Source organism: Streptomyces sp. 4N509B (assembly GCF_052245655.1).
Classification (GTDB): Bacteria; Actinomycetota; Actinomycetes; order Streptomycetales; family Streptomycetaceae; genus Streptomyces.
This window is the reverse complement of sequence record NZ_JBQQBZ010000014.1, coordinates 58,408-78,292: the sequence shown is the minus strand read 5'-3', so window position 1 is coordinate 78,292 and position 19,885 is coordinate 58,408. Positions and strand designations below refer to the sequence as shown.

The window sequence follows — 19,885 nt, the reverse complement described above, 5'->3', positions numbered from 1 at the left end:
GGGGTCATCCGGCGGCGTAGAGGTCTTCGGGGTTGGGGCGCCAGATCCTTGACTTGGCACGGTTCGGTGCCAGGGCGTGCTCCGCGAGTGCGGCGACCAGCAGGTCCCAGGCGTCGGCGGCGGCCGTCGGGGTCGGGGAGAAGACCGTGTAGTTGTCGGTGAGGCGGACCACGGCGAGGTGGTGGAGTTGGGCGTCGACCGGCACCAGGCGCAGGTTGGTGAGCATGGGCGTGAGGCCGCTGCCCGGGGTGAGGGGCGTCGGTAGCGCGGCCAGGGCGCGACGGAGGAGCCGGAGGTAGGTGCCGTCCTGGATGTGGACGGCGACGCCGTCGACGGTTGCGTCGAGCTCGGCCCCGGCGGTGGCCGCCGCGATGTCGATGTCCACCACCCAGGGGCGTCCGGCGGCCAGGTGTGCGGCTGCGGCGGCGACGGCGTGGGGCCGTCCGGCGCGTGGTCGCCAGCCGTAGAGCCAGGGCGGGTACGCGTCGCGTTCGAGGACCGGCTCGGCGGCGTTGCGCAGGGCGCGGTGGACGATCCGGTCCTCGACCACGGGGACGACGACGGTGAGGCGTTTGCCCCAGCCGGTCCAGCTGACGGTTCGGGGCGGGGACGGTGTCCAGCTGCCGTCGCGGAGTGCTCGGGCGAGAGCGTGGAGGTTGTCGTCCAGCCGCTCGCGGTACGCCCGCCAGCTGACGTGGTCCGCTCCGGGTGCGCCCGCGCGGCCCATGCACTGGCGCGCGGCGCGCTTGAGGTGGGTGACGTTCGTGAGCAGCGGCATCAGGGTGTGGGAGCGGGGGTGGCTGGTCACGCCCCGCTCCTCACGGCGGGGTCGAGGTCGGAGGCGAGGTCCGGGTCGGGGTCCAGGTTGAGGTCCCGGTCGGGGTCGAGGTCGTGGAGGCTCGCCCCGGCTTCCAGCACCGCTCGGGCCGAGCCGGGTTCGTGGCGGGCGAGGATGTCGAGGGCGGCCAGGTGGCCGCCGGGGATGCGGTCGGGGCGCGGGTCGTCCCACCGGGCCACCTGCACGCGCAGGCCGGCATCCGCGAGCAGGGGGAGGTCGAGGTAGTTCAGGGCCCCGACGCCGACGCGCACGGTGTCGGCGCCCCGTCGGTGAGCGAGGTTGGCGAGCATCACGGTCTTGGCTCCTGTCGGGGGGAGGGTGGAGGAGCGCACCAGCCGGACGTCGAGGCCGAACGCCTCCAGGTGGAGGGCGACGAGGGCCTCGTTCAGCTCGGCGAGGTGGGTGAACGGCCTGGCGTAGAGCGCGCTCAGCCGTGGCAGCCAGCGGGCGAAGGCAGGGCTACCGCCGTAGCTGTGCCGCAGGGTGGTCAGGTGGCGGCGGGCCCAGCGGGGGTCGGCGATGCGGGCCTCGCGGAGGGGCTGGCCGAAGCGCCGCCGCACGGGGACGGTCAGGCGGACAGGGCCTCCTCCGGCCGGGCCGCGCACGCGGTTGCGGTGCTGACGGCCGCGTTCGGCGAACTGCACGTGGTCCAGGAGCACCATCTCCTCCACGTCCACCAGCCGTGCGAAGTAGCCCGGCCAGGGGAGGTACGCCGGCTGCTGGGCGACGAGCACGCGGCGGCCGGTCACCGGTACGCCATCCGGTAGGGCACGAACGACTCGGCGGTGGTGGCGCCGACGAGGGAGCCGGTGGCGGTGTCGGAGGCGTGGATGACGGCGACGCTGCGGGGATGGGGGGCCTCGCGCATCTGCGAGCCGTACGCGGCGAGCGCCGCCTTCTTGGCGTCCCACGTGCGGCTGGTGTTGACGTGGATCCGCCACGGCTCGCTCGCGGTGGTCCAGCCGTCCTCCGGTCCCTTGAAGCCGAGGACGAGGGGTGGGGTGTGCCGGTGCGGGCCGCCCGCGCGGGCGGCGGCGAAGCAGGCGTGGTGGACGGCCTGGTGGTCCTGGTGGAAGCCGCTCGCCGCGGGAATGAGGAACAGCTCGGGGCGGAGGGCGGCGAGCGAGAGCTCGGAGTCGTGCTCGATCAGTTCGACGAGGATGCGGGGGCGTTCGGGAACGGTGCCGGCACGCTCGTCGCTCCAGGCGACGCGTCGTCCGCTGACGCCCAGGGCGTCGCAGGCGCGGTCGAACTCGGCGGCCCGGATGTCGGCCGCGGTGGCGGCGTTTCCGCAGGCGACGGCCAGGACGTGGACGGTGACGCCCGAGGTGGTGAGGCGGGCGATGGTGGCGCCCGCGCCGAGGGTCTCGTCGTCGGGGTGCGGGGCGACGACGAGCGCGGTCGCGTCGCGGGCCAGTCCGAACAGCGGCACGGTGTCCTCCAGAAGGTTGAGGGGGTTCGGGTTCAACGGGAGGGGGCGGTGGCCCGCAGGAAGGCGCGGGCGGCGGCGAGCGGGGTGTGCTCGGCGACCTGGCCGGGGGCCGCTCGGCAGGCCCGTGCGTACGCGTCGGGATCGCCGAGGAGGCGGAGGACGGCGTCCCACAGGGCGTGCGGCCCTTCGCGTAGGGGCACCATGACGCCCGCCGCGCCGGTCAGCCGGGGCAGGTGCCCGAGGTCGTAGCCGACGACCGGGGTGCCGACGGACAGGGCCTCCGCCGCGACGTTGCAGAACGTCTCCGGGCTGGTGGAGGAGACGACGGTGGCGGATGCTCCGGCCAGGAAGGGCTGGACGCCTGACCAGGGCAGCGCGGGCAGGATCTCCACGTCGGCACGGCCGGCGACGACGGACCGGCACTCGTGGATGACCTCACGTTGCATGCCGGTCCAGTACTCGAAGGCGGCTTCGGCCAGCACGATCTCGACGCGGCGGCCGGGGGTGGCGGGCAGGGCGCGGAGGAGCTCGGCGATGCCCTTCTCCGGCTCGGCGCGGGCGACGATGCGAACGGGACCGTGGCGGCGCAGCTGTTCTCGGACGGTGTCGGGGACGGGCTCGGCGGGGTGGAGCAGGGCGTTCAGCACGGCGTGCCAGCCGTGGGTGGGGAGCTGGGCCCTCGTCGCGTGTTCGACGAGGAACGGGCTGTTGGTCAGGACCGCTCCAGGCCCCTTGCCGAGGGCCTCGTGCATCGGGCCGTCGGTGCGCAGCACTCGCACCATCAGGGCGGTGCGGACGGACGGTGGGGCGGGCGCGAGGTAACCCAGGCCCCAGACGGCGTCCACCCAGCACACCAGCTCCGTGCCGTGACGCGCCAGCAGGCCGCGCACTTCGTCAGCGACCGCGTCGGCGACCCTGTCGGCGGCGCCGTTCAGGGCACGACGCAGATCGTCCTCGGTCGCGGGGCGCGGCAGCGCGAGGCCACCGAGCCGGACGACGAGGTCACCGTCTCCGGGATGGGCCGGTCCCGCGGCGAGAACGATGCAGCGGTGGCCGGCCTCGCGCAGCCCGCTGGTGAGGGCGGCGATGCTGCGCTCGATGCCGGCGGGCTCGTCGCGGTTGTAGGTGAGCAGGACGAAGGCGATGTTCACGGCTGGCTCCGTAGGCGGGTGGGGGCGGGCAGCGGAGTGGTCTCGGCGGACGGCGGGGGCTCCCAGGGGAAGGCGACCCAGTCGGCGACGTCCCAGACCCACCAGGTGGGGCGGACCGCCGCGCCCGTGTTCCGGCACAGGGTCGCGCTCCACGTCGGGGGGTCGCCGAGCTCGCGCAGCCGGCCGCGTAGGGCGGTGAGGGTGGCTCCGGAGCCGCAGATGTCGTCGGCGAGGAGCAGGCGCCGGCCCGCGACCGGCACACCGCCGCCGCCGCCGAGCGGCGTCAGATCGAGATCGACGCGGCCGGTCGCGGGCAACGCCGGCTCGTCGGAGGCGTTGTGCCGCGCCGTGACCAGGGCGTGGGGCACACCGAGCAGTCGCGCGAGCGTCTTGGCCAGGGCCCGCCCGCCCCGTTCCACGCCGACCACCAGCTCCGGTGCGACGGGCTCGGCGGCCTCGGCCAGCAGCCGGGCCGCGAGGTGGAAGTCGTCCGGGCTCAGCCGCCAGATCCGGCGGCCCTGGAAGACGCGCCGCGCTCCGCTCCCGCTCACCGCCCCCACCCCCAACCGGTCAGCAGGCCGGTGACCTGCGGCCAGTCCTCGACGGGGCGGCTGAAGTAGTGGACGACGCGGAAGCGTTCCGACAGCGGCGGCAGCGCGTCGACGTAGCCGGGCTCCAGCAGCAGCATCGCCTGGTCCACGGGCTGCGCCGCGAGCGCCCGGTCCAGCTGCGCGGCGCACACCGGACGAAGGCAGGCGGCGCGCTCCGGCGTCATCCGTTGGTCGTAGGGCGCGATCGTCTGGTTCGCGTGCAGCAGCCCGTGCCGTGCCGACAGCACCGCCACCCGCTCACGCAGCGCGGGCCGCCCGTCGATCAGGCGCCTCAGCAGCGGCACACACCAGCCCTCGTACAGGTCGAGGGCGGCGGCCGGGGCCGCGGCCTTGCGGGCGGAGCAGCCGGTGATCACGAGCCCCGTGGCGGTGGCAGAGACGTCTCCGCTCATGCCGGCCTCACCACCCGAAAGCCGACGCCGGGCGAGACGAGTTCGGGCGGCACGTCGTTGGCGTGTCCGCAGCGGGTGTACAGGGACAGGGAGTTGTACGAGCCGCCGCGCAGCAGCGCGACCCGGTCGCGTCGCCACGGCGCGGTGGTCCACTCCCAGACGTTGCCGGCCACGTCCAGGACGCCGTCGGGCGTGGCGCCCGCCGGGTACGAACCGACGGGGGTCGTCGTGCCCGGCCCGAGCCCACGGAGGTTCGCCCGCCCCGGCGAGGGCTCACCCTCTCCCCAGGGATACGAGCGCTCACCGGCTCCGGCCATCCACTCCCACTCGGCGGCCGTCGGCAACCGCGCGCCCAGCTGCCGCGCGACGATCCCGGCCTCCTGGAGCGTCAGTCCCGTGGCCGGTCGCCGCCCGCGCTCCTCGGTGACCGGGGTCGCCGACCAGAGCAGGTCCGGCACGCGGGTCTCGGGGCACCAGTCGGTCCGGTCCAGGCGGCCGCCCGGGACGCGGACCCATTGAACGCCGCGCTCCACCGCCGCTACGGTGGTGGCGGCCTGGGCAGCAGGAACGCTCCCCAGCGGCGCTTCGAGGCCCCCGCTCACCGACACGCGCGGGGGCGCCGCCGGCGAACGACGGCCCTGCCCAGGTGTTTCCTCGCCTACGGGCTTCCCCTCACCGCAGGCTGTGGCGCCGCCATGCGAGGCGCCGTCTCCGGACCCGTACCCGATCGCGTGCCACCCCGGCAGGACCAGGGAGTCGCGGGACCCGCTCATGGCCTCGCCTCCTCGACCGGCTCGTACTCGGCCCAGGTGGACTCCGTCTCGCTGACGCGCACCCGCTCCAAGCGCCCGCCGACGTGCGGCTCGACGTGTTCGGCGAACCACTCGGCGAGGAAGCGGGCGAGGTTCTCCGAGGTCGGCTCGACCGGCAGCACGTCGTTGAGCACCCGGTGGTCCAGGTGGTCGGCCAGGTAGCGCCTGACGACGTCGAGGTCGCCGAAGTCCGTCACGAACCCGGGCGTGGACAGGCGGTCGCCGGCGAGGACGAACTCGACGGCGTAGGAGTGGCCGTGCAGACGCCGGCACTTGTGGTCCTCGGGCAGCCCGGACAGCTGGTGCGCGGCCTCGAACCGGAAGCGCTTCCCGATCCGGTACCGCCCCTGGCGGGCGCTCACCGCTCCGCCCCGGCGGGTCGCGGCTGCTCGTCGTCGCGGGAGAGCGACGTCGACCGGCTGCCCTGGCCGGCGAGCCGGCACGCCACGGCGGAGCCGGCCAGCACGCCGCCCGGTGCGATCACGACCGCGTGACGCGGAGCATTCACGTTCATCTGTCACCTTTCAGGCCCGGGTCCTCCGGGAAGCCGGGGTGTGAGAAGAAGCTGCGGTTACGGGTGGTCAGAGGCGGATCGCCGTCTGGTATCAGTCAGCCGGAGCCGGGCAGGATGAGGCAGCGGTGAGGCGCACTCACTCACGCCTCGCGCGAATCCCAGGGGGGTGCCCGGAGCGATGTCGGCAGCCGAATCGGGAAGCTACGCGGCCGAGCTCAAGCGCTGGCGGACGGTGCGCGGCCTGACCCGCGCCGCGCTCGCGAAGCTGCTGAACGTCTCGCCCTCCTACGTCAGCCATCTGGAGGCCGGCCGGGAGCACGGCAGCGCGGCCCTCGCGCGCCGCGCTGACGCCAGGCTCAACGCGGCAGGCGCCCTGTGGACGGCGTGGCAGAACCACGACCCGGCCGACGCGCCGGAGCCGGCCTCGCCCGAACCCGTCACGTCCACGGGGCTTCTGGTCCTGGCCGACGACGCGGCGCTGTCCTTCGACGGCGGCGTCTACCACCTGCGGATGCGTCGCCGCCTGCGCAACACCGGCACCGAGCCCGTCACCCGGTACCTCGTCCGCATCGCCGTCGACCGCTACCCCGCCGACCCTGCCCGCTCCAACGCCCTCTACCGCGCGAACCCACTGACCTGGGAGGAGCTCGGCCTGTCCGCCTCCTGCGGCGACGAGCCCATGACCTGGAGCGTCAAGCACGACCGGGACGCGTTCAAGGAGGTGTGGCTGGAGTTCGCGAACGACCAGGCCCGGTTCCCGCTCTACCCGGGTCAGGAGACCGAGATCGCCTACGCGTACACCGTCAGCTCCGCCAAGTGGGGGCCGTGGTTCCAGCGCGCCGTCCGGCTCCCCACGCGTCAGCTCAGCGTGACGCTCGCCTTCCCGACCGCGGCCCAGCCCGCCGTGTGGGGCACCGAGAACTCCCTCAGCGCCGAGTCCGCTCCCCTGCGGACCGCCCCGGCCCGCACCGAGCGCGGCCACCAGACGGTCTTCTCGTGGTCCGTCATCGACCCGCCGCTCCACGCCCGCTACCGGCTGGAGTGGCGGTTGAAGGCCGACGAGGCGGCCGTGGTCCACGACAATGAGCCGGTGACCAGCTCCACCGCCAGCGCGGCCATGTCGGCCGCCGGGATCGTCCAGGACAGCGATCCGGCCCTGTGCCAGCCCGCTCGGCCCTTCGACCTGCCCGCCGAGGCCGACGAGGCCCGCCGCGTCGTGCGGGAACTCCTGGACGCGGTGGAACGGGTCCGGGCCCTGCACACCTTCGGCAAGGGCATGGGCATCGCCGCGCCCCAGATCGGCATCCCCCGCTCCGCCGCTGTCGTCCTCCCGCCACAGGCCGGGGCGGAGCCGCTCGTTCTGCTGAACGCCAGCGTCGCGGAGTCGGCCGCCGAGGAGGACGAGCAGTACGAGGGTTGCCTGTCCTTCTTCGACGTCCGCGGCCTGGTCCCCCGCCCGCTGCGCATCGTCGTCGCCCACACCGAGCTCGACGGCGGCACGCGCCTGACGGGCTTCGAGTACGGCCTGGCCCGGCTGGTCGCCCACGAGGTCGACCACCTCCACGGCGTCCTCTACCGCAGCCGGATGCGGCCCGGCGTCGAGCCCATCCCGGTCGAGGAGTACCGGGGCACCGGCCAGAACTGGCGCTACGGCTGACACGCCTCCCCTCACCACCGCGCGTCACCGCCGCCGATCGCCGGCGGCGGCTCGGTCGGGGCCCGGGCGGGCCGACGGCTGTGCTGTCGGCGGTGGCGCCGTCGGCGGCCGACGCGGCTCCGGAGGCGCCGCACGTTCCATCGCGGCGTCGATCAGCGAACGGTAGACGCCCCAGTCGACGTTGCCGCCCGTCAGCAACACCCCCACCGGACCGCGCGGCACCCGCACCCTCGCGGTGAGGAGACCGGCCAACGCCACGGCGCCCGACGGCTCGACGACGGTGTGGAGGTGAAGGTGCAGCAGCGCCATCGCGTCGGCGATGGCCTGCTCGGAGACGGTGACGACCTCGTCGAGGTGCTGCTGGAGGATCATGAACGGCAGGGCGCCCGGTCGGGTGTGACGGAGGTCGTCCGCGACGGTCACCGGGGCCGCTATGCTCAGCCGCCGTCCGGCCGCCAGCGAACGCCGCACGTCGTCACCGGCCGCCGGCTCGACGCCGATGACCCGGGTGCCCCGGTTGCCCGGGTGCTGGGAGAGGGCCGCCAGTGCCGACCCGGCCGCCAGGGCTCCGGTGCCCACCGGGACGAACAGGGCCGCCAGCTTCGGGACGTCCCGACACAGTTCCAGCGCGGCCGTGCCGGCACCGGCGATCACGGACACCGACTCTCCCGGCGGCAGCTCCACCAGGCCCTTGAGACGTGCGTACTGCGCGGCGACGGCTCCGCCGTCCTGGCCCGCCGGGCTGTGGGTGACGATCTCGGTCCCCAGCGCGGACACGGCCCGGAACTTGATGGAGGCGGCGTCGGACGGCATCACAACGGCCGCCTTGACGCCGAGGAGCCGGGCGGCGGCGGCCAACGCACGGGCGTGGTTCCCGCTCGCCGCCGCGACGACGCCGGCCAGGCGGGGCCGCGCCGCCTGCGCGTACCGAACCGCGCAGTAGGCGCCGCGGAACTTGAAAGACCCCGTCCGCTGGTGGTTCTCCGCCTTGAGGAAGACCTTGCGTCCGACGAGTCGGTCGATCGCGGGGGAGGACAACACCGGCGTTGGGAACGCGACGCCCTGGAGACTCTCCGCCGCTCTGAGGACGTGAGACGGTGTCACACTCACGGGTGGCTCCCCGTCCGTAGGGCGGTCGTTGGCACGCACATCACAGGAGGGCCCTCTCTCGATCAGGTTCTCGGGGTGGGACGCAGCGTTCCGAGGACGTTGGGTCGCGATGCGCGCAGCCCGCGCCATCCGGCTGACCGGCCATGCAGCACATCGCGGCCATCAGGAATCCCGCTGCCAGGAAGGTCACCAGCGAGGTGACGACGCAGTGGGCACGGTCCGGCCGGGCCGGGCTCCTGACGTCGGACGCGTGGTGGAGACCGAACGGCCTGCTCCCGCCACGCCATCTCATGACCGGGACGGAACAGGGTGGCGGTTCAGGGGCATGACAGCCCACACCACCTTGCGGTCTCCTCGGCGCCGGGTGTCCCAGGAGGCGGCCAGCGCCTCCACGATGGCCAGGCCGCGGCCGTGTTCGTCCTCCTCGCACGGGACGTCGGTGGTCGGGAGCGCGACGGAGGTGTCCGTGACGGCGACGTACAGCTCCGCCTGCCGCAGCTCGCCCTCGACGACGACCTCGTCCCCGGCCCGGCTGCCGTGCGTGACGGCGTTGACGAAGAGCTCGTGCACGACGAGCGTCCCGTCGTCGACGAGCTCCGGCCGCTGCCAGTGACGCAGGTGGGCCGCCACGAGTCGTCGGACGCGCGCCGCCTGGGAAACCTCCGCGGGAACGGTCACGGCGAAGCGACGAACACCGTGTTCGTTCACGACGGGAGGTGTCATGGGTTCGTTCTCATCGCTGGTGCGTCCGAGGACACGTGGGAGGCGCGGACCGGCCTGCGCAGCGCCCCGTTCGCTCTGACAACCATGGCCGGCTGCTCGTGTGACGTGCGTCATGCCGCGCAGCATCGACCCGATGGAATCGGCTCTTCAACCAGCGACGATCACCGTTTGCCGCACACCGGAGACGGACTCACCGCTTCCTCGGGAAACCGGTGACCGGCTCACCGGTTCCCTCCCGCTCCGTGTCACAGCCATCTACGCTCTGTACACATCCGCGATCGGCACAGAGAAGGCGATGAGATGTCGAGTCGTCACGGGAAGGCGTGCGCCGCCGGGTGGCGCGAGCGGGCCGAGGACGAACGGTGGAGCAGGTCTGACCTGGCCATCGAGATCGCCCGCTGCTGCGGCGTGTCACGGCTGCGCGCCCACCGCCTGGCGGAGGGATGGACGTTGACGCAGGCGTGCCAGGAGCTGCGCGAGCTCTGCGAGCGCGAGAGCCTCGCCTGTCCACGGGTCAACGCCGACCAGCTGCGCGTCTGGGAAACGGGAAAGGGCCGGCCCCAGCGCGCGACGGTCGATCTGCTCTGCCGCCTCTACCGCTCCAACGCCCGCACGCTCGGCCTGGAAACCGCCGGCGACTACGGCGCCACCGCCAGCAGCGCCACCGCCGCTCCCGCCTTCCTCCCGGAGCCCGCCCCCTCCACCACGGCCGGAACGGTCGCCGGGGAGGGCGACTGGCTGGACGCCCTGCGCCGCTCGGTGGACCGCACCCTCGCGAGCGCCACCGTCACCAGCGGACAGCTCGACCTGATCGACGAGCGGCTCCTCCTCTACCGCGAGCGGTACCTCACCACGCCGCCCGGCCAGATGGTCGCCGAACTCGTCGCCGCCCTCCGCGAGGTGCGGGGACTGGCGGCCGACCGGCAGCCCGCCGCCGTACAGGTCCGGCTCTCCGAACTCACCGCGATCCTCGCCACGCTGATCGCCGACTCCCTGATGAAACTCGGCCTGCTCCGCCAGGCCGACGCCTGGTACGCCACCGCCCGCACCGCCGCCGACGACAGCGGCAACAACGACCTCCGCGCCCAGGTCCGCGCCCAGGCCGCCATGCTCCCCTACTACTACGGCCCGCTCGACCGGGCCGTCCGCCTCGCCCACGAGGCCCGCCTCCTCTCCCAACACGGCAGCCGCGCCACCACCACCGCGGCCTTCGCCGCGGCGGCCGAGGCACGCGCCCGCGCCCGTGGCGGCGACCGGACCGGCGCCGAGAAGGCGATGCGTCTGGCGCAGGAGTCGTACGCGCACGCCGCGCCGGCCGCCGCGAACGACGCGTGGAGCTTCCCCGAACGCCGCCTCCTGCTCTACCTCAGCGGCACCCTCACCTACCTCCGCCTCGACCAACGCGCCCGCCAGGTGCGCCGTCAGGCGTTCGACCTCTACCGCGCCCACCCCGGCGGAATCGACCCCGCCCTCCTCACCCTCGACGAGGCGCTCTGCCTGCTGCACGAGCACCACCTCGCCGAAGCGTGCCGGCTCGCGGGCCAGGCCTACACCGACGTCCCGCCCGGCCACCGCACGCCCATCCTCGGCACCCGCGCCCGCAACATCATCGAAGCCGTCCCCACACGCCTTCGCGCAAACCGCGCCGCCCGCGAACTCGACGCGCTCCTCTCCCTCCCCGCCCTTCCCGCATCCGGCAGATGACAGCAGCCGTCCCCGTCCTCCACCCTGGCGCCATGCCCGGCGCCCCCCGCCCTCGCCCGATCCACGGGGGCTTCACCCACGCCCAGATGCTCCACCTGCTACGACGGGCCTGCTCGATCGCCGGCCTCGACCCCGAAGGAGCCGTCCTCCTGCGGGGACAGACCAACGCCGTCCTCCGACTGGCCCACCACCCGGTCGTCGTGAAGATCGCCCGGAACGGCACCGACCCCGCCGAGGTGCACCGCACCGTCACCCTCGTCCGCTGGCTCATGGATCTCGGCTTCCCCACCGTCCCCCTCCACCAGCCCGACCTCCAGCCCCTCGTCGTCGACGGCCACGCCATCACCCTCTGGGACCACCTCCCCCAACCCGACCGCCCACCCCCCGCCGAGGCCCTGGCCAGGCCACTCCACACCCTCCACAACCTCCCCGCCCCACCAATCCCCCTCCCCAGCCTGGACCCGTGCGCGGCGATCCGCTCCTCTCTCGCCACCACGTCGATCCTGAACGCGGCGACCCTCGCCTTCCTCCACGAGCAGGTCGACCACCTCGAACACGCCCTCACCGGCATCACGTACGAACGCGCCCCCGCGATCGTCCAAGGCGACCCCCAGCACCGAAACGCCCTCCACGCAGCCGACGGCGCCGTCCTCTGCGACTGGGACAGCGTCGCCCTGGGCCAGCCCGAATGGGACCTCGTCACCATCGAGATCCACTGCCGACGCTTCGGCCACGGCGAAGCCCACCACCGCCGATTCGCCAAGGCCTACGGTCGGGACATCACCACCTGGCCCGGCTACCCCACACTCCGGGACCTACGAGAACTCCGCATGATCACCACGAACGCCAGAAAGGCATCCCACGAACCGGAGAAGATCCGGGAAGTACTCACCAGAATCGACGCGCTCCGCGACAGAGCACTCGACGCACGCTGGCGAATCCTGTAACGCAGCGAACCTACACCAGCAGGTCTGGCCTGAACTGAAACCCAGTACCAGCGGCAGCTGCTGCCAGATCATCCCGGCGTTCCAGCACGAACAGGATGCCTCCCAGGCAACGACGGTCGCCCGCCGGTCGCGGGGCCCGGTGACCGCTTCGGGTCACGGTGGCAGCATCGGCTCGATCACCGGCCAGAACGCGTCGTCCACGATCCACGACTTGCCGCCCACACCCTCACGGACAGCTCAACACTCACACCGGGCACGGCCACCAGCACCGCATCACAAGATCGTGTTACGAGTTTTAAGATCGGGAAGCATTTCCGCCCGTCGCTGACCGCAGCATCAACTGCTTAGAGATCCGTCCCACCGGACAGCGGGACTATTCGAGGCCAGCCAGCCCAGCAGTCGAACAGTTTCATGTCGACGCAACTTCGGTAGTCCTAGAAGTTTCCATGGACTGACATCCAGACTCATCCATACAGTCCGATTATTCCGATCTATGAGCACCAGGATGCATCGATTATTCGATGATCTCAGGCGATCGCCATGCGCCGGAATTAGATAGCAGCTCTGATAATCTCTCTTCCTTTCGGTCAGCCATTCGCGATTCCCTTTATGGGAGACCCCCGCCTCAATTGCAGCGACCACGAGACGTTCAGCAATTTCAACGGAGATCCGCCTTGCATGGCGGTTCGCCGCACGCTCCGCAATCCTCCGCACGTAAAGGCTCCAGTACTGAGATCCTCATACTTCCGTTCATGATCGCCCCATTCGACATCACGATCCGCGCCCCGGCTCCCGGCCTCAGTAAAGAGACGATGCCCTCGACACGTACCTACTCCAGACGTCCAGCGAACTTCTGTCGAGAGAACTGGCAGGTGCAACGACCTCAACGGCGGACCGCATGCGCTGGATTTTAGAACGAGGAGCGAAGTCTCGCGTGCGAGCACAGATCAACACATACGACCCGACTTCGTGCCGCGTCGAGATCCCCACGCAAGGCAAGCTCTTCGACATCCGAGGAATGATGAATTATCTCCCTCTTGAGAGGATTCGCATTTCCTCAATTTCCTTGCGGAGTTCCTCCAAGTCCTCGCCCGTTACCTCAAAGGGCGCGGAACAGGTCTTCAGAACCTGAATCTTCTGATCGACATCCCAGCTATCCCAAAGCGCCAATTTTGATGCGTAACGTGCAATCATGGCACGCTCGTATCCTCTATTTGACCAATCCTTCCAAGATCTCCACCTTGAAACTCGTCGCGAATCTCCCATTTGCTCACTTTCTGAGATGATCGCGCCGATGATGCGATGATAGGCAGTCGCAAGTCGAGGGCTCCCGAAATACGGTTCGGCAGGTTCCTCGTCGCCAAACTTAAGGCGCAGCAACGCCGCAGCCAGGGTCTCTAGCTCCTCAAGATCTATGTCTACCTGCATTTTACCTTCTATTCAAACGGATTCGGGCCAGCATAGAGGATATCGGACCGGTTGAATCTCAGAGACCCTTGATGTATGAGTTCATTTGGCTGTTCGCCAACACGAAGGGAAACGCCTTCCCGCACTCGGAGTGCAATCACGAATTCCCCCCTCCCTACATAGGACGGGTTGCCTGCAAATAGGACATTATATATTTCGCCGGGAGATACCATTTCTTGCGTAACGTACGTCCGCCCCTTGCGATCCGCGCGAATACTCCCGGAGCTTAGGATTCCTTCATAGCCCTCTAGATCCGAGTAGTGGAAAACTACATCATCACCGAGGTTTTCTAGCAGGGAATCAACGGATCCTACTCTTGAGCATCCACCGGAGTTATGAACCAAGACCGGCGTAAGGCCTGCGAGTACATAGTACGTGTGCTCGTCTGCGATGGTGAGGTTGTGGACGGTGCTGTGGAGGGCTTCGGTTCGGGCTGCTGCGATGCTGGCCGTGGTTCCGTTGGGGGTGGTGAGGTGGTCGCCGGGTTGGAGGTCTTGGGCGTCGAGCCAGGTCTGGTGGGTGGGTGACCAGTAGGGGTGTTCGGTGGTGGAGGTGAGGGTGGCGGGTTCGCCGTCGTCGGTGGTGATGGTGAGGGTGGTGAGGTGTTTGGTGCCGGTGCCTGTGAGTTCGGCGGTGACGGTGCGGGGGGTGGTTTCTCCGGTTTCGGGGTTGGTGGCGAGGACTTGGTCGCCGATCTGGACGTCCTCGATGGGCTTGGTGGTGCCGTCGGCCATGAGGACGTGGGTGCCGGGGATGAAGCTGTTACAGCTGGGCGCGTTGTCGGATCTGTTGCGCGCTCTCACGGCGTCGCGCGTGGCGTCCAGGGTGTTCTGGACCAGTCGGCCGATGGGCAGGAGTCCAAGTCCGGCGGTGGCGCAGCCGAGGGTGACCGAGTTGTCACGACACGCGTCTATGGTCTCGACAGGGTCAGGGACGAATATGTCCCAGGCGAGCTTGGCGGTGCCGCCGATGAAGCCGGTAAGAAAGTCGGTGCCGCGGCGCAAATCGTCGCCCCAAAGCCCGATCTGTTGGACGCCGCCGTGTGTTCCTCCGGGGGTCCAGACGGCGTTCGTGGCGGTGGTCACGGGTGGGCGGGCCTGGCCGGACCCGGTGCTGCCTCCGCCCCCTCCGTTGTTTCCGATGGTGCCTACGACGCTGCCGACGCCGCTGGCGATGTTGTCGAAGAAGTCGCCGAAGTCGAAGAAGAGGCCGGTGGGGTCGGCGTAGGTGGTGGGGTTGTTGTTGGCGTAGGTGTAGCCGTGGATTTGTTGGGGGTCGGTGAGGTCCATGACGGGGTCGAGGGAGATGAAGCGGCCGGTGGCCGGGTCGTACTCGCGTGCCCCGAGGTGGGTCAGGCCGGTGGAGGTGTCCTGGCGGCCGCCGACGAAGCCCTGTGTGCCGGGCCAGGAGGTGGGTGGGTCGCCGCGCAGGTCGCCGAAGGGGAGGGTGCGGCGCTGGGTGAGGTCGAGGGTTTCGGCGTCGATGGCGAGTTGGCCGGTGCCGTGGTGGTCGGCGAGGGTGAAGTAGACGTCGCCGTCGTTCTCCTGGACGGCGGTGTGGCCGCCGCCGAGGTCGGTGTATCGGGTGGCTTCGGGTGTGGTGGAGCCCGCGGGGAGGGTGACTTCGGTGTGGTCGCCGAGGTAGAGGGTGGTCTCGGTCGGGGTGCGGCCGATGAGGCGGTTGCCGTCGGCGTCGTAGAGGTACTCGGTGGTGTCACCGTTGGCTTCCTCGACCCGGGTCAGCTCGCCTTCGGCGTCCCAGGTGAGGGTTTGGGTGTCGCCGCCGATCTGGCGGCTGATGGTGTTGCCGGCGGGGTCGTAGCCGTACTCCTCCAGCGAGGTGGTGCCCGGGGCTTCCTCCGTGATGGAGGTGAGCGTGTGGGCCTGGGGGGTACCGGGCTGGGGGTAGGTGTAGGTGCGGGTGGTGTCCTGTTCGTGGAGGGTTTCGGTGATGCGGTTGCCAACATCGTCGTAGGTGTAGGAGTGCCAGTACGGTGCCGGGCCACCGAGGGTGGCGTCGGTGGGGGTGGCGGCGCATCCGCTCTGGCCCTGGGCCCAGGCTTCGGTGACACGGCGCAGGTAGTCGTAGGCAAAGCACTGGACGTCGGTGCCCGTGGCGGAGACGTCGGCGATGGACAGGACGTTGCCGGCCTGGTCGTAGGAGTAGGTCTCGCTGCGGTCGATGCCCGGCTGGTTGTCGCGGCTGACCTCGGTGGTCGCCAGGCGCCTGGAGCCCCATTCGTAGGTGTTGGTCACCCACGTTGACAGGCTGCCCTCACCCTGGTGGATCTCGTACTGAATAGGCTCGCCGGTCGGACTGTAGGTGATCGCGGCGTCGACATGGCCGTCGTAGGTGCGGCTCAGCCAGAGCGTTCGGTCCTCGTAGGCCAAGGTCCCGCCCGAGCCGGGTAGCCCAGCGACAGGGTCATGGGCGATTCCCGAGAGCAGACCGGAGTCGAAGTACGAGATCACGCTCCCGTAGGTGCCAGCCAGCGCACCTTCGGAGTCAGGAATTGTCCTGCTCTCCTCGAGGACGCGGTACTGCTCGTCATAGGAGTCGACCTCGTACGTGTAAGCGGCACCATCGTGATATCGGACCGACTTCGCGAGGTGGCCTTCGGAGAGGAAGACGGTGTCGTAGATCCATTCGGCGCGCAGTGGGCCGTTGGGGGTGTCGTCGTGGAGTTCGGTTTGGCGTCCGAGATGGTCGTAGACGTAGGCGAGGGTTTCGCCGCGGGCGTCGGTGCGGGTGGTCAGCTGGCCGCGGTCGTCGTAGGTGCTGGTGACCGTGCCGGCGTCGGGGTCGGTGGTGGAGGTGGTGCGGCCCAGCAGGTCGTGGGTGTAGGTCCACTCGTTGCCGGCCGGGTCGGTGACTGAGGCCAGGAGCCCGGCGCCGGTGTAGGTGTAGCTGGTGGTGTCGAACGGGGCTGTGGCGGAGCGTTCGTGGTGCTGGCGCAGTTGGGTGATCTGGCCGCGGGCGTTGGTGAGTGTGGTGGTGGCGGTGGCGCCTTCGGGCGGGATGACGGTGGTGCGGTCGCCGTGGTAGCTGGTGGTGGTGATGCCGAGGACCTCTCCGCCGTCGCCGTTGCCCGCGATCTGGCGTGCCTCGATCTCGCGGCCGAGGGCGTCGTACGTGTGGCGGGTCTGGGTCTCGATGCCGAGGGCGTCCTCCGGCGAGAAGATTGTCTGGACCGGATCGCCGGTGGCGTAGTAGGTGGCGAAGGTCTGGTCGACCAGGCCGCGTTCGTCGTAGAAGGTGTCCGTCAGCAGCCGGCCGCCGTTCGGCCCCGGTGCCTGTGTCTGGCGTTCCCGCAGGAACCCGTCGTAGAGGACGTAGCTGGTGGGAAGGAGGCCACCGCTGTGGTTGCGGCTGCGGGTGCCGACTGCGACGGGCTGGTTCTCTGCGACGCGGTAGCTGAACGTGTAGTGCGGCGTGCGGCCCGTGGAGATGTTGATCCAGACCTGTCGAAGCCGGCCGAGGGCGTCGTAGGTCTGGGTGGTGACACGGTCGTTGGTGTCGGTGAGCTGGGTGGGCAGGCCGCGCAACGGCTCCAGGCCGGTGATGGTGCGCTGGGCGGTGCTGGGGGTGGCGGGGTCGGCGGGTGGGGTGGTTTCGGTGATCTGGGTCGGGAAGCCGGTAGCGGGGCTGTAGGCGGTGGTCGTGGTGCGGCCGTCGGTGCGCGGAGTGCGGGTGAGGGTGGTGCCGGTGACGGTGACGTCGGCCGTCAGGTCGGTGACGGTGAGGGCGCGGCCGTAGGAGTCGTAGGTGGTGCCCGTTTCCAGGTAGGTGGCGGTGGTGCCGTCGTGTTCGGCGATCACGGCGGTGGCGGTGACGTCGCCGGCCTGGGGGACGCGGCCGTAGTCGCGGCCGTCGTAGGCGTAGCGGGTGTCGGCGATGACGTCGTCGTCGGCCCGGTTGGGGGTGGCGTCGCAGGCGACGGCGACCGTTTCCTGGCGGGAGGGGTAGGTCAGCATGTTCGCGGCGACGTTCGTGACGTAGGTGGTGCGGGTGCAGCGGTCGTCGCTGGGGGTGGAGACGTCGCCGAGGTCGTCGACAGCTGTGAGGCGGCCGGCGACGGTGTCGTGGGTGTTGACCACGCGGGTCGTGCGCCAGTCCTGGCCGGCTCCCTGGTCGAGGGAGGTCCAGGTGGTGGTGCGGGCTGTGCCGGTGAGGTCGGCGGTGAGGGTGCCCCAGTCACGGACGTCCCTGGCGGTCTCGTGGTGCCAGGGCCGGGAGACGGAGCGTTCCAGCACCGGTCCGCCGGGGCCGTCGTGGACGGTGGAGCGGTAGGCGAAGCCCGCGGTGGCGGGGTGGTCGGTGATGGGGTCGCCCTCGCCTGCGGGGAGGTCGACGGTGACGGACTTGGTGCCGCCGGTGGGTGACTGGCGGTCGCCGTCCATGCCGCGCAGGTAGTAGGTGTCCTGCTGGGAGAGCATGCTGTCGGGGCCGCCGGTCTGGACGCGCACGTGGCCGTAGCCGCGCCACTGGGACCAGGTCTTCTCCGATTCCGGGACGAGACCGTTGTCGTCGTCAAAGTGCCAGGCCGCGCCGCCGAGGTAGGAGTAGCGGGTGACCTGGCTCGGTGCGCCCCCGGTGCGGTCGGTGGCGGTCACGGACGTGACGACGTACTTGTTGAACCACTCCAGGTCGGGTTCGATGTCGACGCCGCCGCCGATGTACTGCGGGAAGCAGCGGGTGGTGTTGGTCTGCGGGGTCGGCAGGTCGCCAGGGGTGCAGGTGGGGTCAGAGTAGGTAACGGCGATCTGGCCGCCGTACTCGTCCGCGACCGTGGTCAGGCGTTCCTTGACGAAGGGGGCGTAGCCGTCGCCCGTCTCGTCCAGGCGGTTGGCGAACTGCTCGTAGGCGAAGGTGGTGGGCGGCAGGGTGGTGGTGGGGTCGGTGACAGGTCCGGTGTGGCCGGTGCGCTGGATGCTGTCCAGGAGGAGTTGGTAGTCGATGTCGGCGGTGCCCCAGCGCGGGACGAGCTCCCAGGAGTCGACGGAGCGGTAGGTGCCGGCGGACAGGACCTGGGTGGTGACCGTTTCCAGGCGGAAGCGGGACCAGAAGGTGGGTGAGAAGCGGCCCGCGTCGCAGGTGGCGGACGCGCCGCAGTTCAGGTCCCAGGGGACGTCGTACCAGTACTGCTGGTTGTCACCGATGGCGGCTGTGGAGCAGTCGACGTTCTCGTTCAGGCAGCGGGTGGCCTCGGTGAAGTCGACGCGCGCCAAGGCCTGCTGGGCGTAGACGTCGCCGGTCGTGGGGTCGCCGTTGCGCAGCCCGTAGTCGATGCGGTCGAGGTAGCCGCCGCGGATGTAGCGGACGTTGTCGGCGGAGTCGAGGAAGCGGCCGTAGGAGTTGCGCTCCAGGTTGTAGTAGTAGGCGACGGCGTTGTCGTGGGGGTCCACGACGTAGTCCAGGTTCCAGCGCCAGGCCTGGGTGCAGGAGGAACCGGCGGTGGTGGCGGCGTGGCACGGCTCGCCGGAGTCGTTGCCGAAGACGGGCACGGTCCAGGTCGACTCGGTGGTCTCGTCGCCCTCCGACCAGCCGGGCAGGCGGTGGTAGCCGAAGTAGTACCGGGTGCCGTCGGGGGCGGTGACCTCCCAGTACTCGTCGTTGTTGTCGCCGTTGGCGCGGGCGGCGTCGGTCAGGCGACGGATGCGGGTGCCGTCGTCGCGCTGCAGCTTCCACTCGTTGTCGGCGACGGGGACGAGCTCGCCGGCCTGGCCGTTGAGGGAGATGAACGCGTTGTCGTACTCCCAGCACAGGTCGCCGACCTCGTTGCCGTCGGCGTTGGTGACGCCTTCCTCGGCACAGGACTGGTACCGGCGCTCGATGTAGCCGGGCCACAGCTCGAAGCCGTCGCCGACCCAGGACGACTGGTTGTTCGTGCCACCGGTGCGGCCGTCAATCGACCCGGAGGAGTAGGACAGGCCGACGTTCGGCTTCAGGCCGCCGGGCACCTCGGGCACCGGCATGTCGTAGGACCAGGTGAAGTCCCCCGTGTTCAGGCCCACGTCCCAGGTGCCGGACGGGGAGAGCGGGGTGGCCGTGTAGTCACTGGCCATGCTCTCCTCGTCGGCCGCCGCAGCCAGCACCAGCGGCTGCGCACCGTCGAGGGTCACATCGTGGACCGAGAGAGTCCGCTCCTCGGCGTCGTTCACCGCCTCCAGCGGGGTGCGTGTCCGGCACGCCGGATCCTCGGCAGTGTCCAGGGCACACGCCGGCAGCTGGTAGAGCGTCAGACGGGACCCGAAGCCGCCACCGAACGCCTCAGCGAAAGACGCGTAGTCGACGCGCAGGTCAACGGGGGTGTCGCGCCGGGACTGGCCGGCGACCGTCTGCTGCTCGACGACCAGGACGACGCCGTCAACACCGGCGGCACGGCTGGCGTCGCGGTCCAACACACGCACCTCGGCCGCGACATCACGCGGATCCTCGGCGGACGAACCACCGCCCGCCGAAGCCTCGGCCTGCCGACCGGCTGCCCGCAGCCACACGGGAAGATCGCCCGCCCGACCAGCACGGAA

16 protein-coding genes are annotated in these 19,885 nt (G+C 70.6%); 3 read left to right on the top strand and 13 right to left on the bottom strand.

The annotated features are described in order from the left end of the window. Positions 1 to 4: 4 nt before the first annotated feature. The 9 genes from ACTWP5_RS15525 to ACTWP5_RS15485 all read right to left on the bottom strand — a co-directional run bounded on the left by ACTWP5_RS15525 (position 5) and on the right by ACTWP5_RS15485 (position 5,750). Positions 5 to 808 carry an RNA-directed DNA polymerase gene (locus ACTWP5_RS15525; protein WP_443221530.1) on the bottom strand — a complete coding sequence of 268 codons (804 nt, stop codon included), beginning with the start codon at positions 806 to 808 and terminating at the stop codon, positions 5 to 7. Further along, complete coding sequence (locus tag ACTWP5_RS15520; RefSeq protein ID WP_443221529.1) at positions 805 to 1,587, bottom strand: WbqC family protein; 783 nt, start codon at positions 1,585 to 1,587, stop codon at positions 805 to 807. Before ACTWP5_RS15520 ends, ACTWP5_RS15525 begins: the two co-directional genes overlap by 4 nt. Next, positions 1,584 to 2,270, bottom strand: a complete 687-nt coding sequence (locus ACTWP5_RS15515) for a PIG-L deacetylase family protein (RefSeq protein WP_443221528.1) — start codon at positions 2,268 to 2,270, stop codon at positions 1,584 to 1,586. The genes ACTWP5_RS15520 and ACTWP5_RS15515 overlap by 4 nt, the downstream gene beginning before the upstream one ends. A 32-nt stretch (positions 2,271 to 2,302) precedes the next feature. After that, a complete protein-coding gene (locus tag ACTWP5_RS15510) occupies positions 2,303 to 3,421 on the bottom strand; it encodes a glycosyltransferase family 4 protein (RefSeq protein ID WP_443221527.1) in 1,119 nt (372 codons plus the stop codon). Further along, positions 3,418 to 3,972 (bottom strand): phosphoribosyltransferase, encoded by a 555-nt coding sequence (locus ACTWP5_RS15505; protein WP_443221526.1) that lies wholly within the window; start codon positions 3,970 to 3,972, stop codon positions 3,418 to 3,420. The genes ACTWP5_RS15510 and ACTWP5_RS15505 overlap by 4 nt, the downstream gene beginning before the upstream one ends. Beyond that, positions 3,969 to 4,424, bottom strand: coding sequence for a DUF6884 domain-containing protein (locus tag ACTWP5_RS15500; protein ID WP_443221525.1), 456 nt, complete (start codon positions 4,422 to 4,424; stop codon positions 3,969 to 3,971). Before ACTWP5_RS15500 ends, ACTWP5_RS15505 begins: the two co-directional genes overlap by 4 nt. Then, positions 4,421 to 4,957 carry a formylglycine-generating enzyme family protein gene (locus ACTWP5_RS15495; RefSeq protein WP_443221524.1) on the bottom strand — a complete coding sequence of 179 codons (537 nt, stop codon included), beginning with the start codon at positions 4,955 to 4,957 and terminating at the stop codon, positions 4,421 to 4,423. Before ACTWP5_RS15495 ends, ACTWP5_RS15500 begins: the two co-directional genes overlap by 4 nt. 236 nt (positions 4,958 to 5,193) lie before the next feature. Continuing rightward, positions 5,194 to 5,598 (bottom strand): 6-carboxytetrahydropterin synthase QueD, encoded by a 405-nt coding sequence (gene queD, locus ACTWP5_RS15490; protein WP_443221523.1) that lies wholly within the window; start codon positions 5,596 to 5,598, stop codon positions 5,194 to 5,196. After that, positions 5,595 to 5,750, bottom strand: a complete 156-nt coding sequence (locus ACTWP5_RS15485) for a hypothetical protein (protein WP_443221522.1) — start codon at positions 5,748 to 5,750, stop codon at positions 5,595 to 5,597. Before ACTWP5_RS15485 ends, queD begins: the two co-directional genes overlap by 4 nt. 178 nt (positions 5,751 to 5,928) lie before the next feature. Between ACTWP5_RS15485 and ACTWP5_RS15480 the strand changes: the two genes are divergently transcribed. Continuing rightward, positions 5,929 to 7,407, top strand: a complete 1,479-nt coding sequence (locus tag ACTWP5_RS15480; RefSeq protein WP_443221521.1) for a peptide deformylase — start codon at positions 5,929 to 5,931, stop codon at positions 7,405 to 7,407. A 24-nt stretch (positions 7,408 to 7,431) separates the two neighbouring features. On the opposite strand, the gene ACTWP5_RS15475 is transcribed toward ACTWP5_RS15480, so the two are convergent. After that, a complete protein-coding gene (locus ACTWP5_RS15475; RefSeq protein ID WP_443221582.1) occupies positions 7,432 to 8,511 on the bottom strand; it encodes a pyridoxal-phosphate dependent enzyme in 1,080 nt (359 codons plus the stop codon). A gap of 294 nt (positions 8,512 to 8,805) precedes the next feature. Then, positions 8,806 to 9,240 (bottom strand): ATP-binding protein, encoded by a 435-nt coding sequence (locus ACTWP5_RS15470; protein ID WP_443221520.1) that lies wholly within the window; start codon positions 9,238 to 9,240, stop codon positions 8,806 to 8,808. Between the two features lie 300 nt (positions 9,241 to 9,540). Between ACTWP5_RS15470 and ACTWP5_RS15465 the strand changes: the two genes are divergently transcribed. Both ACTWP5_RS15465 and ACTWP5_RS15460 read left to right on the top strand, forming a co-directional pair. After that, the gene (locus ACTWP5_RS15465; protein WP_443221519.1) at positions 9,541 to 10,944 is read left to right on the top strand and encodes a hypothetical protein; all 1,404 of its coding nucleotides are present in this window, start codon (positions 9,541 to 9,543) and stop codon (positions 10,942 to 10,944) included. Positions 10,945 to 10,976: 32 nt separating this feature from the next. Next, a complete protein-coding gene (locus ACTWP5_RS15460) occupies positions 10,977 to 11,891 on the top strand; it encodes a phosphotransferase family protein (protein WP_443221518.1) in 915 nt (304 codons plus the stop codon). A 1,026-nt stretch (positions 11,892 to 12,917) separates the two neighbouring features. Here the strand turns inward: ACTWP5_RS15460 and ACTWP5_RS15455 are convergent. Next, positions 12,918 to 13,319 (bottom strand): hypothetical protein, encoded by a 402-nt coding sequence (locus ACTWP5_RS15455; protein WP_443221517.1) that lies wholly within the window; start codon positions 13,317 to 13,319, stop codon positions 12,918 to 12,920. Positions 13,320 to 13,327: 8 nt separating this feature from the next. Further along, the gene (locus tag ACTWP5_RS15450; protein ID WP_443221516.1) at positions 13,328 to 19,762 is read right to left on the bottom strand and encodes a polymorphic toxin-type HINT domain-containing protein; all 6,435 of its coding nucleotides are present in this window, start codon (positions 19,760 to 19,762) and stop codon (positions 13,328 to 13,330) included. Between the last annotated feature and the right edge of the window lie 123 nt (positions 19,763 to 19,885).